The sequence below is a fragment of the Lysobacter sp. H23M47 genome (assembly GCF_015209765.1).
In the GTDB taxonomy this organism is placed as follows: Bacteria; Pseudomonadota; Gammaproteobacteria; order Xanthomonadales; family Xanthomonadaceae; genus Novilysobacter; species Novilysobacter avium.
Genome location: NZ_CP063658.1, coordinates 402499 through 416147, shown reverse-complemented (window position 1 = coordinate 416147; position 13649 = coordinate 402499). Strand labels below are relative to the sequence as shown.

14 protein-coding genes are annotated in these 13649 nt (G+C 61.1%); 12 read left to right on the top strand and 2 right to left on the bottom strand.

What is annotated here, in order from left to right:
• Positions 1-117 precede the first annotated feature (117 nt).
• The gene (locus tag INQ43_RS01780; protein ID WP_194036932.1) at positions 118-489 is read right to left on the bottom strand and encodes a hypothetical protein; all 372 of its coding nucleotides are present in this window, start codon (positions 487-489) and stop codon (positions 118-120) included.
• 162 nt (positions 490-651) lie between these two features.
• Between INQ43_RS01780 and INQ43_RS01775 the strand changes: the two genes are divergently transcribed.
• The 9 genes from INQ43_RS01775 to INQ43_RS01735 all read left to right on the top strand — a co-directional run bounded on the left by INQ43_RS01775 (position 652) and on the right by INQ43_RS01735 (position 6592).
• Positions 652-879 carry a helix-turn-helix domain-containing protein gene (locus tag INQ43_RS01775; RefSeq protein WP_194036931.1) on the top strand — a complete coding sequence of 76 codons (228 nt, stop codon included), beginning with the start codon at positions 652-654 and terminating at the stop codon, positions 877-879.
• 6 nt (positions 880-885) lie between these two features.
• Entirely contained in the window at positions 886-1773 is an 888-nt protein-coding gene (locus tag INQ43_RS01770; RefSeq protein ID WP_194036930.1) for a helix-turn-helix domain-containing protein, read from the top strand.
• A 268-nt stretch (positions 1774-2041) separates the two neighbouring features.
• Positions 2042-2572 carry a hypothetical protein gene (locus tag INQ43_RS01765; RefSeq protein ID WP_194036929.1) on the top strand — a complete coding sequence of 177 codons (531 nt, stop codon included), beginning with the start codon at positions 2042-2044 and terminating at the stop codon, positions 2570-2572.
• The gene (locus tag INQ43_RS01760) at positions 2569-3564 is read left to right on the top strand and encodes a relaxase/mobilization nuclease domain-containing protein (protein ID WP_194036928.1); all 996 of its coding nucleotides are present in this window, start codon (positions 2569-2571) and stop codon (positions 3562-3564) included. The genes INQ43_RS01765 and INQ43_RS01760 overlap by 4 nt, the downstream gene beginning before the upstream one ends.
• Complete coding sequence (locus INQ43_RS01755) at positions 3539-3868, top strand: pyocin activator PrtN family protein (RefSeq protein ID WP_194036927.1); 330 nt, start codon at positions 3539-3541, stop codon at positions 3866-3868. The genes INQ43_RS01760 and INQ43_RS01755 overlap by 26 nt, the downstream gene beginning before the upstream one ends.
• 129 nt (positions 3869-3997) lie before the next feature.
• Positions 3998-4480, top strand: a complete 483-nt coding sequence (locus INQ43_RS01750; RefSeq protein ID WP_194036926.1) for a hypothetical protein — start codon at positions 3998-4000, stop codon at positions 4478-4480.
• A 32-nt stretch (positions 4481-4512) separates the two neighbouring features.
• Entirely contained in the window at positions 4513-5205 is a 693-nt protein-coding gene (locus INQ43_RS01745; protein ID WP_194036925.1) for a type IV secretion system protein, read from the top strand.
• A 12-nt stretch (positions 5206-5217) separates the two neighbouring features.
• On the top strand, positions 5218-5493 hold the full coding sequence (locus INQ43_RS01740) for a hypothetical protein (RefSeq protein WP_194036924.1): 276 nt from the start codon (positions 5218-5220) through the stop codon (positions 5491-5493).
• A 10-nt stretch (positions 5494-5503) separates the two neighbouring features.
• A complete protein-coding gene (locus INQ43_RS01735; protein ID WP_194036923.1) occupies positions 5504-6592 on the top strand; it encodes a type IV secretion system protein in 1089 nt (362 codons plus the stop codon).
• A gap of 87 nt (positions 6593-6679) precedes the next feature.
• On the opposite strand, the gene INQ43_RS01730 is transcribed toward INQ43_RS01735, so the two are convergent.
• Positions 6680-8068 carry a hypothetical protein gene (locus tag INQ43_RS01730; RefSeq protein ID WP_194036922.1) on the bottom strand — a complete coding sequence of 463 codons (1389 nt, stop codon included), beginning with the start codon at positions 8066-8068 and terminating at the stop codon, positions 6680-6682.
• 388 nt (positions 8069-8456) lie between these two features.
• Between INQ43_RS01730 and INQ43_RS01725 the strand changes: the two genes are divergently transcribed.
• From INQ43_RS01725 to INQ43_RS01715, 3 genes are read left to right on the top strand one after another with little or no spacing between them, the layout of a single operon-like run.
• Positions 8457-8960 carry a hypothetical protein gene (locus INQ43_RS01725; protein WP_194036921.1) on the top strand — a complete coding sequence of 168 codons (504 nt, stop codon included), beginning with the start codon at positions 8457-8459 and terminating at the stop codon, positions 8958-8960.
• 5 nt (positions 8961-8965) lie between these two features.
• Positions 8966-10093, top strand: a complete 1128-nt coding sequence (locus INQ43_RS01720) for a hypothetical protein (RefSeq protein WP_194036920.1) — start codon at positions 8966-8968, stop codon at positions 10091-10093.
• Complete coding sequence (locus tag INQ43_RS01715) at positions 10086-13562, top strand: DUF4062 domain-containing protein (RefSeq protein WP_194036919.1); 3477 nt, start codon at positions 10086-10088, stop codon at positions 13560-13562. Before INQ43_RS01720 ends, INQ43_RS01715 begins: the two co-directional genes overlap by 8 nt.
• Positions 13563-13649 lie beyond the last annotated feature (87 nt).

Sequence of the window (13649 nt, the reverse complement as noted above, 5' to 3'; positions counted from 1 at the left end):
GCTCCGCGACTGGCGTGCCGTCCGGGCACCCGGCCACCATCCGTGTGGCCCACTCGCCGCGTCCTGCGGCTCGCCGGATTCTTGCGAATCCGGTTTGGTCTGCACGCAAAGAACCGTTTATGGACGCGGTTCCAGATGCAGGTTTCTGGCGAGAGCGGCCAAGTCCGTGCTCTGCAATTCGGTTCGCGTACGTGCCGGCAGTTCATCGTCTCTTGGACGATCAGATTGCCATCGCGCTAAACGCTTGATCGCTCGCAGGTTGGCGTCAATGGCTGCAAGGTCCCGACGCATCTTGATCAGCACGCCATTGACGTCGGGATTCTTGCGAAAGCCAACAAGCGAAAACGTGACCACAGGTGTGCTGCGGAGAACCCAAGAAACCTTCAAGAACAATCGCGACAACCGGACGATCCTTTCGTTTACGTTTGGTTCATCCATAGAATTCGTCTCTGCTGTCGGTTTCACCGAAAAGAAGGCGAGCAGCCTCACCCGTAACCCCTTGGATGAGCAGCGAAGTTGGACCACTTCTCAGAGCACAGTGGCTAAATCGCACAGTGGCACAGTAGCACAATTACCTTATAAATCAGTAACTTGACCGATGATAGCGTGCATGTGAGCTTACCTCCAGAGGCCGCACTGGAATAGAGCTCAATGACCGCTACGGAACTACACATCACACAAAAGTACGGAGCTCCCCTCATTCCGATTGAGGCGGTGGCCGAAATACTGGGCCGCAAGCCCAACGCGCTGCGTGTCCTGGTCAATCAGGGTCGAGGGGACGGAGAGCTCGCCGTCAAGCTCAGAGCTTGCCGCGCCCAGCTTGGCCGGCGTGTGATGTTCCGCACCGCCGATATTGCCCGCTTGATCGACGAGGCCTGAATCGTCGTGGGCGAGATCGCCACCATCCGGAAGAAGCGGAGCCGGCACTACACCACGCTGGGCAACGAACTCCTGCGGGATGCGCGCCTGAGCTGGAAGGCTCGCGGGCTCTTCTGCTACCTGTGGAGTCACTCCGACAACTTCCGCTTCAGCATTGAGAAGCTGACCATCAAGGCATCTGACGGGAGGGACTCGACGGCATCAGGATTGGCCGAGCTGCAGAAGCTCGGCTATCTGGTCATCGAACGTGTCCGAGGACCTAAGGGCCGCTTCATCCGAGCAACCTGGACCCTCACCGAGGATCCGGAATCCTTCGTCAGTAGCGCGTCCACACCACATCCGGAAAACCCGGACGTGGTCCCGCGCCACGAACGGGAAACCGGGGTTCCCGTAAAACCGTCGCGTACTACAGAAGCACTATCTAGAAGAACGACCACTACAACAGGGGATGCGCGGCGATCGCCACCCGTGGAGTCAGAAGCCGTAGTAGTCGTGAATGAAACGCGTAATGGCGACGACAAGCCGGCAGGACAACAAGCCTTGCTTGTTCCTCCTCAAAGCCTGAGCGCGGGCGACCAGGCTGAGGCCATCGAGATGTTGCGCGGGGTTGCTCCGGAGCTGGCCCAACAGATTCTGGACGAGATCGAAGGGCTCAAGAGAGCTGGTCGAATCGAGAACTGGCGAGGCCTGCTCCACACGCTACTCACCCGGGGCTTCACGCCAAACAGGTGTCGTGCGATCGAGAGCGAGCGCGCCCACCGCGCCGCGCAGGAGTCGGCGGCCCGACAACGCGCTGCCGAGCGGGCGCGCCTGAAGCCAGCCGACCCGGCTACCACCAAGAAACACATGGAGGCCGTTACGGCGCTGCTTCGTAGCGGGAGCTCTGCATGCTGAGCAGATTCCACACATCGCAGCAGTCCAGCGTATTGGCCCAGGAGTCCAGCATGCTGGACTCTCTATGGGGAGTGCAGGAGTCCAGCATGCTGGACTCTCTATGGGGAGTGCAGGAGTCCAGCATGCTGGACTCTCTATGGGGAGTGCAGGAGTCCAGCATGCTGGACTCTCTATGGGGAGTGCAGGATAGCCTTGGCGGTGCCAAGTCCCGGGATTCCTCCCGGCGGTCCCACTCCCCATTGGCCGCGCAGATCCGCGGGGGCATGTCATGCCTCGCGTAGAGACCAGCCTCGACCGTGCCACGAAGGAAGCTTTCCGCAGCCTCGCGAGACAGTCCGGAACGACCGAAGCCGCGCTGCTTCGGCGGGTGATCTCCACCGTGGTCAAGTCGAACCCCGATGCCCGTGCCGACCTGAGGGGAGCGACCACCCGTTCGATGCGGCTCACGGTTCGGGTGACACCGGAAATCTTCGAAGCCGTTACCAGAGCGGCGCGCAATGCTGGGACCACCCGGCCCGGGATTGTCCTCGGCACGCTGCGAGCGCGGTTCCTCCAAGCGCCGACCCTGCTCCCCGCAGAGGCCGAAGCTGTCGGCCGTGCTGCCTACCAGCTCTCCATGGTCGGGACGAACCTCAATCAGCTGACTCGAACCCTGCACCAAGGCAGGATCGAGACATTGAAAGATCGCGACCCGGTACTCGTCGAAACCGCTTCGGCAGTCATTGCCCTGCGCGAGCAGGTCCGCGCTTTGGTGGAGGCGGCCACGACTCGATGGGCACCTGAGGAAGGCTGGAAATGAGCCAGACGCTCGAATCCCTGGACCGCCTGTTGCGCGGCCCTGTTCGCTGGACGAAGGGCTCGCCCATCCTCGACGACAAGCGGCGCCGGGCGTCGCTGGCGGAAGACCTACGGACGGTCGCGCGTATAACGGCGCGCACCCCGGAGGTGATGGTTCGGATTTCGGGCAAGGCCAAAGGTGGGAAGCATGTCGAGGAGCACCTGCGCTACATCACCCGCAACGGCGACTTGACCGCCGAGGACGAGAGCGGTCGACTCATCACGGGCCGGCGGATGGTCAAGGAGACCGCCGCCGCCTGGATGGAGGGCAGTGGGCTCAACCGCCGCAGCAACAGTCGCGATACGGTCAACGTCATCCTGTCGATGCCACCTGGCACGGATCGGGACAAGCTCCTGGACGCTGCGCGCCAGTTCGGCCGGGAGATCTTCGGCGCCGAACATTCGTACCTGCTCGTGCGTCACGACGACACCGATCATCCGCACTGCCACCTGACGGTGCGATCCCTTGGTTTCTCAGGGCGTCGGCTGAATCCGAAACGTGACGACTTGCAGGCTTGGCGCGTCGCCTTCGCCGCCGCCTGCCGGCAGCACGGTATCGCCGCGGAGGCCACCCCCAGGCGCACACGTGGCGTGGTCCGCAAGCCCAAAAAGCAAGGCGTCCTTCACGCTGACAAGGCGAAGCGATCGACGGTGCAGAAGGCGAAGGTGTCCGAGGTCTTGAAGTCAGTGGCGCGACTTGGCTCCAGCCTGCAAGAGCCCGACAAGGCGGCAGTGGAACGACAGGCGCAGACACGCACCGACTGGAACCGCGTTGCCGACGAGCTGTCACAGGCCACGACCGGCGCCGGCCAGGAGCTTGCCCGACAGATCCGCAGCTTCCTGGCGCACATGCCCGCGCCAGAGACCGAACGGATGCAGCTGCAGAAGCAGTTGCGCCAGCACATCCAACAACAGAAGGAGCGACACGATGCGAAGCCCGAAAGGACGCTTTGAAGACCTGAACATCCTGCAGACCGGCGAGTCCGGTCGCGCGATGCGAATGTTCCTGATGGCCTGCGAATACGGGAGCACCACCGTTCCACTTGCCCGATGCTCGGAGCTGTTCGGCTACTCGCCTGACGAGGCAGCGAAGCGCGCGGCCCGCGCCGCCCTGCCGGTACCAGCTTTCCGGTGCGGCAGCCAGAAGTCGCCTTGGCTGGTGAACGTGGAAGATCTCGCTGACTACATCGAAAGCCAGAGACGGCAGGCACTACAAGAGTGGCGAAGAGTCAACGGCGCCACGCACCGCCTGTCTTAAAGTCCGGTCTAAAATTTCGCACCACGGGTGAAGGGTCACACCCGGCGCACTGCGCAAAAGCTCAAGGCATCCCTCCGCGGCACGACCGGCTCCAGCAGGTCGCATCCATAGCCACGTGAGGAGAAGACCATGTCCGCCCAGGACCAGCGCTCAACCGCAATCATCACAGTCAAACCTACCCGCGTCATCGTCCGAAGGCGGGAGCCTGAGACCGTCACCATCAGAACTGGCGGCCTCGAACCTGAGTCCGTGACCAAATGGATCTCCCGGTTCGCGCCAGCAATCGTTACGGGCGGCAGCCTGGCGATCGTGACCTGGCTCACGTCCTTTGCCGTCTCCTACGTCAGCCCCTCGGCCAGCCTCTCGATTGTCCTGCTCGGGCTGCTCTCCACTGGCGCGGCGATCTACCGCGAGCTGCTTAGAGCCGGGCTGATACCCCACTGGATCGTTGGCGCGTTCATCGCCTTAGCGCCCTTCCTGGTCACGGGCGTCGTCAACCTCCTCCCCCTCGTCTCGATCAACCGGACTTACGTGGCGGTCATCTGCCTCGGCCTGGTCACCGGCGCCGCGGTGCACTGTCTGGGACTGCTCGAGCCTTCGCCGCGCCGCTAGGCCCCATCCCTCCGACTACAAGGAACACCGCAATGAAGATCAAGGCCCTTGCTCTTTCAATCACGCTGGGCGTGACCGCCGTCGGCGGCGTCGTTTCCACCGTCCCTGTCCGAGCCTCGGGCATTCCCGTGCTGGACGTCGCGAACCTCATGAACGCGATCCAGCAGTACACGCAGATGGTCGAGCAGCTGGCGCAGCTGCAGGCCCAGTTGCAGCAGGCCAGGCAACAGTACGAGTCGCTGACGGGCAATCGCGGACTGGGCGGGATCATGCCTGAGAACTACACGAGCGCTGTTCCGCGCAACTGGCAGGAGACTCTGGCAGCCATGGAGGGCGGTGGATCAATCGGAAGCCTTGCTAATTCAATCGCCGAGCAGGCATCCCAACTCGACGATGAGCACTTCAACGGTGTCTTGGACGAGGTGACCGCATCCCTGCGCAGCAACCTCGAGCATGACGCGAGCGCGCAAGCACTCAATGCCCAGATCTACGACAACTCCGGCGATCGGTTTGAACGACTCCAGGGTCTCATGGGTGAGATCAACTCCGCCCAGGACATGAAGGCCATCGGGGACCTAGAGGCCAGGCTGCAGGTCGAGACCGGGATGCTCACGAACGAGCTGATCAAGCTGCAGGCGATGAACGCAATGATCGCCAAGCGCGACAGCATCCAGGAGAGCGAGGCCATCCAATCCGGCTTCCGGCTGCGTGCCGGCGGCTACTGACGGAGCCGGAACATGCAAGCCCGTCTCGCCACCGTCCTCGCGGCCGCCCTGTTGGCGGCTGCATGCAGTCGAACCGATACCGGTGACGCCCAACTGCGAGCCACGTTAGAGGTCAAGCCTGCGTTCGATCCCGGCTCGATGACCACGCCCCCTGCCCTCGACGAAGTAACCGGCAGTGATGCCGTGAGTCGAGCCAAGGCGGAGGAGGTCTACTTCCGTTGCTCCAAGGTGCCACGCGCGGAACGCAAGGACGACCCGTGGTGCCAACTGCGCGACAAGATTTTCTGAGGAGAAGGACATGGCCGCACCAGAGACCACCCGCATCGCCCACTTCCTCCTGGAGAACATCCCGGAGACCGTGACCGCCTACGTCAACGACAAGTCAGCTGTGATGATCGGCTATATCGGCCCGACGGCGGTCATCCTGCTGACCCTGTTCGTGCTGTTCTGGGGCGTTGCAATGGCATCCGGACAGATCAGCGAACCCTTCACCGACGGCATGAAGCGGATCATCCGCATGTGCATCATTGTCGGGTTCGCGCTGACCGTCGGCATCTACCAGGACTACGTCGCCGACTTCTTCCTCAGGGTGCCGTCCGAGATGGCTTCGGAACTGGCCTACGAAGGAAGCAGCGGGGGATACGAACCGGTCTCCATCGCGACGGTGCTCGACGCCTCACTCCAACAGGGGTTCGACGTCGGCGACAAGGCCTGGGACAAAGGCGACGAGATGGCACAAACCGGGATCAAGGCGGCCATCGCCGGCATGGGCTACTACGCGTTGGCCATCCTGGTCTACCTGGCCGCCGCGGCACTCGTTGCAATCGCCGCGGGCATCCTGCTGGTGGCCTTCCTCGCCACGGCGCTGCTGCTGGCAATCGGACCCTTGTTCATCCTTTTCGCCATCTTTCCAACGACCTACCGCTGGTTCGAAACTTGGCTGGGGCAGCTCGTCAACTTCGCGATCCTCTATGTCATGGTCGCAGTGACCGTCGGCTTGGTCTTCGGCATGTTCGACCAGTACCTATCCATGCTGCCGATCACCACGCTGTCGGAGACCGTGGTCAACACCCTGAAACTGATTGGGATGACCATCGCGATTGCGGCCGTGCTGCTTCAGACCAGGTCAATGGCTGCCGCACTCGGCGGTGGAGCGGCGATGGCTTCTCAGAACCTCGCAGGCAAGCTTGCCTCGGCTGGGGGCGACTTCGCGCGAGCCGCCATCACCGGGAGCTCCCGGAGAGGCCTGATGCCGAACACATCCGCTGGCAAGGCGATCGGATCGACGGCCGCAGCAGGAGGGCGGGCGGCAAACTACGTTGTGAAGAAGGGGCTTGAGATGGCCAGAAGAAAGTACCAACACCCCAACACGGTGATTCGTGGTTGACGTGTTGGGACGCGCGGCATGCCCGAGGTTGTATCCTCGCCGGCAGGCCGCAGCAGGGGGTCCACGAGCATTGCTCGCGGGCCCGTCTCAAGGCCCATCAGACGGCGCCCGACCTCGTTCGCTTTCTTGTTCCATCAGCTTCCACTCTCCGCTGCCCGGATCGCCGAGCCAGACGGTTCGCCACCTCGCCCCGTTGAACCAGACCCGGTAACTCGGGCTTCCCTTGGTGACTCGCTCTCGGATGATCCCCACCCCAAGCCGGGAGTGCGTGATCCAGCGGTCGATGTATGGATCCGTCCCCGTGTGCAGCAGTGGATCGTGGCCGGCGGCGGCTCGACGCTCCCACGGCGGTCGCGCAGACGATTGCTCCAGCTCGGATACCCCAGCGACGATCAAGTCACCCCCCTGCTCAGGGTCGAACTCGATAGCTCCCGCCGCCATCAACCGGTCCACGTAATCGGTCAAGCACTGGAAGAAGTTCGGAATTGCCCGGTTTTCTTCGGGCGTGAAGTACCAGAGGGACAGGGAGTACGCTTTGCGCCCGGCCTTTCGAGCCTCTTCGCGCCCACGCCATTGCGCCATGAACAGGCGCCAGAGAATCGGGTCGACGCCAAACGTTGCCCGCAGCCATCGCCCAAGCTCTGCCCGCCGGATTGGGTGGCCGGCAGGCTTTCCATCGACAAACTGAAAGTACATCGCTGATTGCCACAGTAGGTAATGGCTCCCATAGCCCCAAGCGGCGCTGCTACTGCTCCGCAGGGTTGCCTGCAGGGAAGAGGGGGCACGCGACAGAAGGGCTTCAGCCTTGGCCCCGTCCCTCTCCAGCATCCGGGCGTACCTTGTCGAAATGGCTTCGTCCGTTGCTTCCCGCATGAGGTACTCAAGGTCAGCCGCATGGCCAGCACGCATCCTCTGGCGTTCCACGGGGTCTCGGCCGTGCCTCTCTTGCCGCTCCCACTCCACCGCCTCCAGCCACCGGCGCGCATCGACGGCCAGCTGCCTGTTCCTGAGGGCCAGGCGTGCCTGCAGCTCATCGCGCGACGCCCTCCAGGCGTCCGTGGCACGCGGACAGGCAATCCATGTGCGATTACCCGGGTATTCCAGAACCAGTCGCTCGAAGAGTTCCGGATCTTCCGCCTGCACCGGCGTCACTCGAGACAGATCTATCTCGACCATGCGCCTGCCTTCAGAGCGCACGTTCCGCGCCTTGAGATCGCCCACCGCGTGGGAAACCCGGATTTCGATCAGCAGCTCGCCCTCGTCATCTTCCGCCACGACATCGGGCCGATAGCCCTGCAACGCCATTTCAGCCACGGCGCGGCGAAGCCGGCTCTCCCGGGCGGGAAAGTCCACTGGCTGGCTACGGAGCTTGCCGCCGTTGTCGTCCCTCACCTCGATGGGGTTGGGCATCCCCTCCGCTCCATTCCAGGCTGGCAGCACCAGCCGCAGCCGCTCGCAGATCAGCTGCTTGGCCATTCGATGGATAGCGGACTCGAAAGCGCCCGAACAGGCGCGCGCCGCATGGTGCGCGAAATGGGCCTGCCGTCGCGGCCCCGCGTTCTTTGCAAGGAGGGGCTGCCCGCAGCCGGGACAGGTACACCGGCACGCCAGCCCGGTAGGAACGTCCCGGGCAAGCCACATGCGGCCCTCCCGCACCCCGAAGGGCACACGGAGCGGGGACGCAGAAGAGGCTCGCGACTGGGCCATGGAGCCGATCGTGCTGCCCGTAGTTCTCATCTGCTGAGACCTGCGCCAAGCCGGCACCATGCCGCCTCCCCCAGCCCCCGGGAGCCCCAACCCGAAGATACCCGGGCGGGGCGGTAAGATCTGGGACAGAGAACGGCAGGGATCAGGGGACACAGGCATGGCCAACGCGTCGTCCGCGGACATCCGCAGGCCAATTTTCGACCTTTTGCCAGAAGATGGCAGCACGATTGGCAACGGCCGGCTCCGTGACCTCGCGGCCGCCCGGCTGGGGGCCGAGCTGTCGGAAGCCGACTACTTCGCCGCCCGAGATTCGCTGGTTTCCGAAGATCTAGCCGCAGCCGACCGAGGATGTGGCGGCTCCGTACGCCGGCTTCCGGACAGCGGCGCAGCACACACCCTGGACGTGCGGGAAGTGCCGCAGGAGGTGCACAACCCCAAGCCCAGATGCGCCCTTGGCGCAAAGGAGGCAACTGGCCGGCGGGTGGAGGACGCGGCCCACATCGTCGCGTACATGCACAAGGAGAAACGCCGGAACAATCCCGATGTTGGCGTGGTCACGACCGAGACCGAACAGCCCAGGACGATTTGGGCCCATGACCCGCACATCGACCCAACCCTGCACTTCGACAGAAACTGTGTTGAACCAGCCTTGGCCTGTTAACTACGATGGCGAAGAATCGTCTCAAGAAAAAGAAGAAGAAGAAGAACGTCAACCCCAATAAAGCCGATCGCGATCTCATTAGAGACGCTGGCGGTTACGATTGGGGCTGGCCTTCTGTCCGCATGGTCTCCGCCAACCCAGAACTTATTCGGCGACTTCGCGATGCAGGTTTTCACGGGTGTGGTTATGGCCTTCTGTCAGAGAACGGCCCACCCTTCCTCGCGCTAGTCGGCGACAATCTTGCCGGAATGAAATCTGTACTTGCATTGATGCGCGAATGGGTGGATGTCGTTGGGCCGAACGCCGTTAAAGTAGAGATCCTGCTAGATGGGCCTGGCTACGTACTTACAGTATCTCAGCAGCACAGCTTGCTGCGCTGGCGCTTGGACGGTCTTAATACTTCCGACCATCCGCTTGTCGTCACAATGAGCATCACCAAACGGCTAGACACACGACATCCTTTCTTGGAGCGTCTTGCAGACTACTCTCGACGCCCGATCGCGCCTCTTCTCCTCACCGTTGCTGGGCCGCCGCCAAATGCAAAGTCGAGATTTGGCGCACTCGATACCACCGGATTTCAGCCAGAAATGGAAGGATCCATCATGCTGCCCGGCATCGACGTGTACGCGAAACCAGAAGATCGGCCTCGTGACTCGATGGTGAAGCTGGAATCTGAGATCCCATCGCCTTCGGAAAGGAGGTGGCCGCCAGAACAATCTGTAGACGCAGCTTCCGTCTCTCGCGAGAGAGAGCGTCGCCTTATGGCGACTTTCCCAAAAACGATGCATGTACTGCGCCACCGGAATTCTACCTTCAGCGTTCTCGATCAACTTCGCTCGCGCGGATGCGCCAACTGGCAAGTAGAGCAAGCAATATGCAATCTCAGGCTTAGGGAGCACATCCCGAGCAATCAAACGGGAAACAAGCGCTTAGTCATACTCGAGCAAATCCGCATGGAAATGATTGAGCACGCGTCGATGCCTTTCGACGCAAGTGCATTCAGCCTTGACGACATTCTCCATCAGATTTCTCTGGATACCGCGTACGTCCTTCGCCGCGTCGATAGCCAGCAGTCACTTCCGAATGATCTGGACGCGCGCAATGCTCGCCTACGGGAGCTTGGCTATGTCTAATTCGCTCCCGACACATGCCTCTGCGCCCGATCGCCTCGAAGTATTCATCAGTTCCACAATAGGTGAGTGCGAGACCGAACGCGCTTCGGCTAGGCGAGCAATCAGAAGCCTGAACTTCGTCCCTATTCAATTTGAACGCGAAGGTGCCAGAGCAGAAGCGCCGCGGGATTTCTATCTTCGAAAGCTCTACGGCTCGCATTTCGTGATCGGTATATACCGCAACTCGTACGGATGGATCGACGAGGCAAAGGGAATGTTAGTTTCCGGACTGGAGGATGAGTTCCGCGAGACTACCCGGCTCGGAAAAGATTTGCTGGCATACGTGCTTAAGACCGCCCCGGACCGTGACGCCAGGCTGAGCACAATGCTGGAAGAGCTTAAGGCTGGCCCATACACTGTCTACTTCTTCGAAGACGGCGAAGATCTGGAAAGCCGCATTCGGGATGACTTGACCGCGGTCGTATCGGATCGCGTAGTGCGGTCGCAACACCTTGGCTCAAGTTCATCCTCCGCGTCCGGGATACTCCGCTCCATCTTCCGTGGCAGTCCGTTTAGGCTCCGCCGTACTGCCCTGCTGGAATCCTTGTCCCATGTCGTCGCCAGCACCCGAGCTGTCTGGATGACGGGCGCACCTGGCGCGGGCAAGACTGCGCTCGCGGCGGAGTGGGCAGACGAAAATGGCGCACCCTATATCAACGCACGCGGGCTGGATCCGCGTTCTATTCTCGTCGAGGCGGCGCGCAGCCTGGGGATAGCGGATGGAATAGAACTTGCTGTCCCCATCTTCGAGGATGCGAGGGAGCTCCTGGTTTCAAGATGGCAGCATGGGCGGAACTGGCCGTTAGTGATCGATGATCCGGACGACATCGAAGCGATTTGGCCGGTACTAAGCGAATGCCTGATTGGCAGCAGTATCGGTTCCGTCATCGTCGTTGCGAGACAGGTGCCAACGAGCCTCCCCGGGACATACTTCGAGGTAAGCGGGTTCTCAGCTGAGGAACTGGTATCGCTTCGTGGAATTGCGGGTGCCGCCGTTCCGGACCTCTCGACTGGTGAGCTTCCTCTCGCGTTGCGTAGTGCCGGCGGTGGCAACACCTTGCTTGAGCGGTTTGAGTCGCTGGAGACGCCTCTTCGCGAGGTTCTAGGCTACCTCGCGCTGTCTCCAGCGCCATTGGAGCTAGAGGATCTTATTTCACTTCTTGGTAGTGCAGCCCCCTCACCGGCCGACTTGACAGACAAGCTCGACTCGCTAGCCGACCTGCTCATGGATAGCCAGATCGGCTTCTCTTTCATACACGATCTGTATCGTGATCGCATCATTGAGGTCCTTTCGGCACGACGACAACTTCGGGCACTGCTCACCAACCGATTGGCGGAACGCCTCGCCCGAACTGGGCGCGCCTGGGCTGCGTTCTCTCTTCGACGAGATGAAGCCAATGAGCGCGCAGAAAAGCTCGCTAATCTCGCGATCCGTGAAGCCGTTTTTTCCGGATCCATTCGCCATCTTGTCGACGCCCTGGAGCATCTATCAAGCTACTATCGTTCTCGCGGCGAGAAGGGCCCCCTCATCTCCGTTCTCATGTCGTTAGCGGACGCTCGCACCAGCCAAGGAAGGCCGGGCGAAGCTCCTGTACTTGTGGATGAAGCCATTACAGTAGCGAAAGAGATTGGCGACGACGAAGCTCAACGAACACTGGAGATTCTGCAGGCATCCATTGCCCTTCGCCAATCGACTTCTCGCGGGGCCATCGAACGTGTTCGGGAGCTTCGTCAAGCCGCTGAGACGGAAGGTCGTCATGCGGATATAGGGCGACTTTTGCTTGAGGAAGGGACGGCACTGCTCGGCGCCAATGAGCCGGAACTAGCCGCCCCTCTCTATCGGCAAGCACGGGAGATATTCTCAAGCATTGATGATGAGCACGGACTTGAGGTATCGACCCGCAACCTCGTGGCCGCACTCGCCTCTGTACCGGGCGGCGTCGCCGAGTCTGACCGACTACGTGCTGAACTCTCACAAGGGGAAGCGCAAAGTCCCAGGTATCGGGCTTGGTTGTGCAACCTTCTCGTACCGCGACTTAGGCGAAACAAGCGCTTTGCCGAGGCCGAGGCGATGGCACGAGAAGCAATCAGTATTGGTGAAAGTCTAGACGATCAGTATGTTGTAGCCATAAACCTGATCGTCCTCGGAAACGTCCTACGGGACGATGGAAAAATCGGCGAGGCAATTGAGGCCTACACTCGGGCTGGCCGGACAGCCCATATGATTGCCCGACCCGATATCGATGGCAGATCATCGCGATTGCTTGCCTTAACAGAGAACGAGATCGCCAAAGCGGCCTCCGGTAGTGTTCGTCGCGAGCATGCCGAGCGAGCTGAATTGTATGCCTCGCATGCCGCCGGAATTTACTCTGACAGTTTCGGCTGGTCGGAGTATGCCTACGCGGTCGAAGAGAGGGGAGACGCGAGGGGCCTGCTTGGCCGCGATGAGGAAGCGTTAGCCGATTACGCAGACGCAGTGGCTGCCTACCTTAGAGCTGAGGATGATCAGGAAGCAGAGCGGCTCCTACGCTACTTAACTGGGCTAGTCGAGGACAGGTCCGATGCATCTTCAATCATTGCCCGAGCGTTCGGCTCAACAGCCAGTGCTGACAGCGGGCAAAGTTCTGTGTGGGTCGCCGCATTGACATCCACATTGGATAAGTGTCCTCGCAGCATGGCACCGAGAGTTCTAGGCGTGCTTGTTCGCGGCTTCTACCCGGGAGAGGATGGAAGCTGGTGGTTTGACTGCCTCGTACGTTGCCTTCTGCATGCGACTCGCGAACGGGCGCACGGCAACCGGGACGGAATGGGATCATTCCTGCTGCTGGCTATCTTGGCTTTTAGCCGGCATCGCGATTTCTCATTTCACCAACTCTTGATTCTGGCAGGACTATGCATAGGGGAGAACGACAAAACCGTCGTGCGCCATCAGCCCGGGCAAGACCTTATTCAGATCGTTAGAGTTGGCAAAGATCAGCGGGCACTGTTCACGGTACGTGATGAGGGAAAATCAGCGGAGGCAACCTTCGTCTCACTGATACTTGGTTCCTTTCTCGACGCGTTCGGGCTTGACGTGGCGGCAATCCTGTTCGGCGACGACACTACGTCTGCGATTGCGCTGGACGTGGTGATCTTCGCACAGGCAGAAGAATCCACCCAGATGGCCGAGTTCATTTCAGAAGGGCTGAAAGATAAGCCGGTCGCAACGGCTCGTATCGATCCAAACCCAGGCGAGGAAGTTCCCATTGTCATGTTCGTCAGAAAGGACGCTATGCGTGCCTTGAAGGCAACATCAGATCGAGGCGGCGAACTTGAGATCATGCTGGCCCGATTCCTAGACTCGGTTCTCCATACTACCGTCGGCGCGAGCATTGATGACGATATCTATCGGTCTAAGATCAAAGATGTGCTGCTGCGCGTCCTCGGCTAGCCTAGTGTGGCTGACGTCCCGCCACCAAGCCAGCTACGGGAAGCATTCTCCTAGCGTTTACCGAGGCTAACCTTCCCCCATCCGCAG

Excerpts from the sequence above, each read along its gene's own strand:
- INQ43_RS01735 (WP_194036923.1), top strand. The coding sequence starts at position 5,504 with ATGGCCGCACCAGAGACCACCCGCATCGCCCACTTCCTCCTGGAGAAC.
- INQ43_RS01760 (WP_194036928.1), top strand. The coding sequence starts at position 2,569 with ATGAGCCAGACGCTCGAATCCCTGGACCGCCTGTTGCGCGGCCCTGTT.
- INQ43_RS01715 (WP_194036919.1), top strand. The coding sequence starts at position 10,086 with ATGTCTAATTCGCTCCCGACACATGCCTCTGCGCCCGATCGCCTCGAA.
- INQ43_RS01755 (WP_194036927.1), top strand. The coding sequence starts at position 3,539 with ATGCGAAGCCCGAAAGGACGCTTTGAAGACCTGAACATCCTGCAGACC.
- INQ43_RS01720 (WP_194036920.1), top strand. The coding sequence starts at position 8,966 with ATGGCGAAGAATCGTCTCAAGAAAAAGAAGAAGAAGAAGAACGTCAAC.
- INQ43_RS01765 (WP_194036929.1), top strand. The coding sequence starts at position 2,042 with ATGCCTCGCGTAGAGACCAGCCTCGACCGTGCCACGAAGGAAGCTTTC.
- INQ43_RS01725 (WP_194036921.1), top strand. The coding sequence starts at position 8,457 with ATGGCCAACGCGTCGTCCGCGGACATCCGCAGGCCAATTTTCGACCTT.
- INQ43_RS01740 (WP_194036924.1), top strand. The coding sequence starts at position 5,218 with ATGCAAGCCCGTCTCGCCACCGTCCTCGCGGCCGCCCTGTTGGCGGCT.
- INQ43_RS01775 (WP_194036931.1), top strand. The coding sequence starts at position 652 with ATGACCGCTACGGAACTACACATCACACAAAAGTACGGAGCTCCCCTC.
- INQ43_RS01745 (WP_194036925.1), top strand. The coding sequence starts at position 4,513 with ATGAAGATCAAGGCCCTTGCTCTTTCAATCACGCTGGGCGTGACCGCC.
- INQ43_RS01750 (WP_194036926.1), top strand. The coding sequence starts at position 3,998 with ATGTCCGCCCAGGACCAGCGCTCAACCGCAATCATCACAGTCAAACCT.
- INQ43_RS01730 (WP_194036922.1), bottom strand. The coding sequence starts at position 8,068 with ATGGCCAAGCAGCTGATCTGCGAGCGGCTGCGGCTGGTGCTGCCAGCC.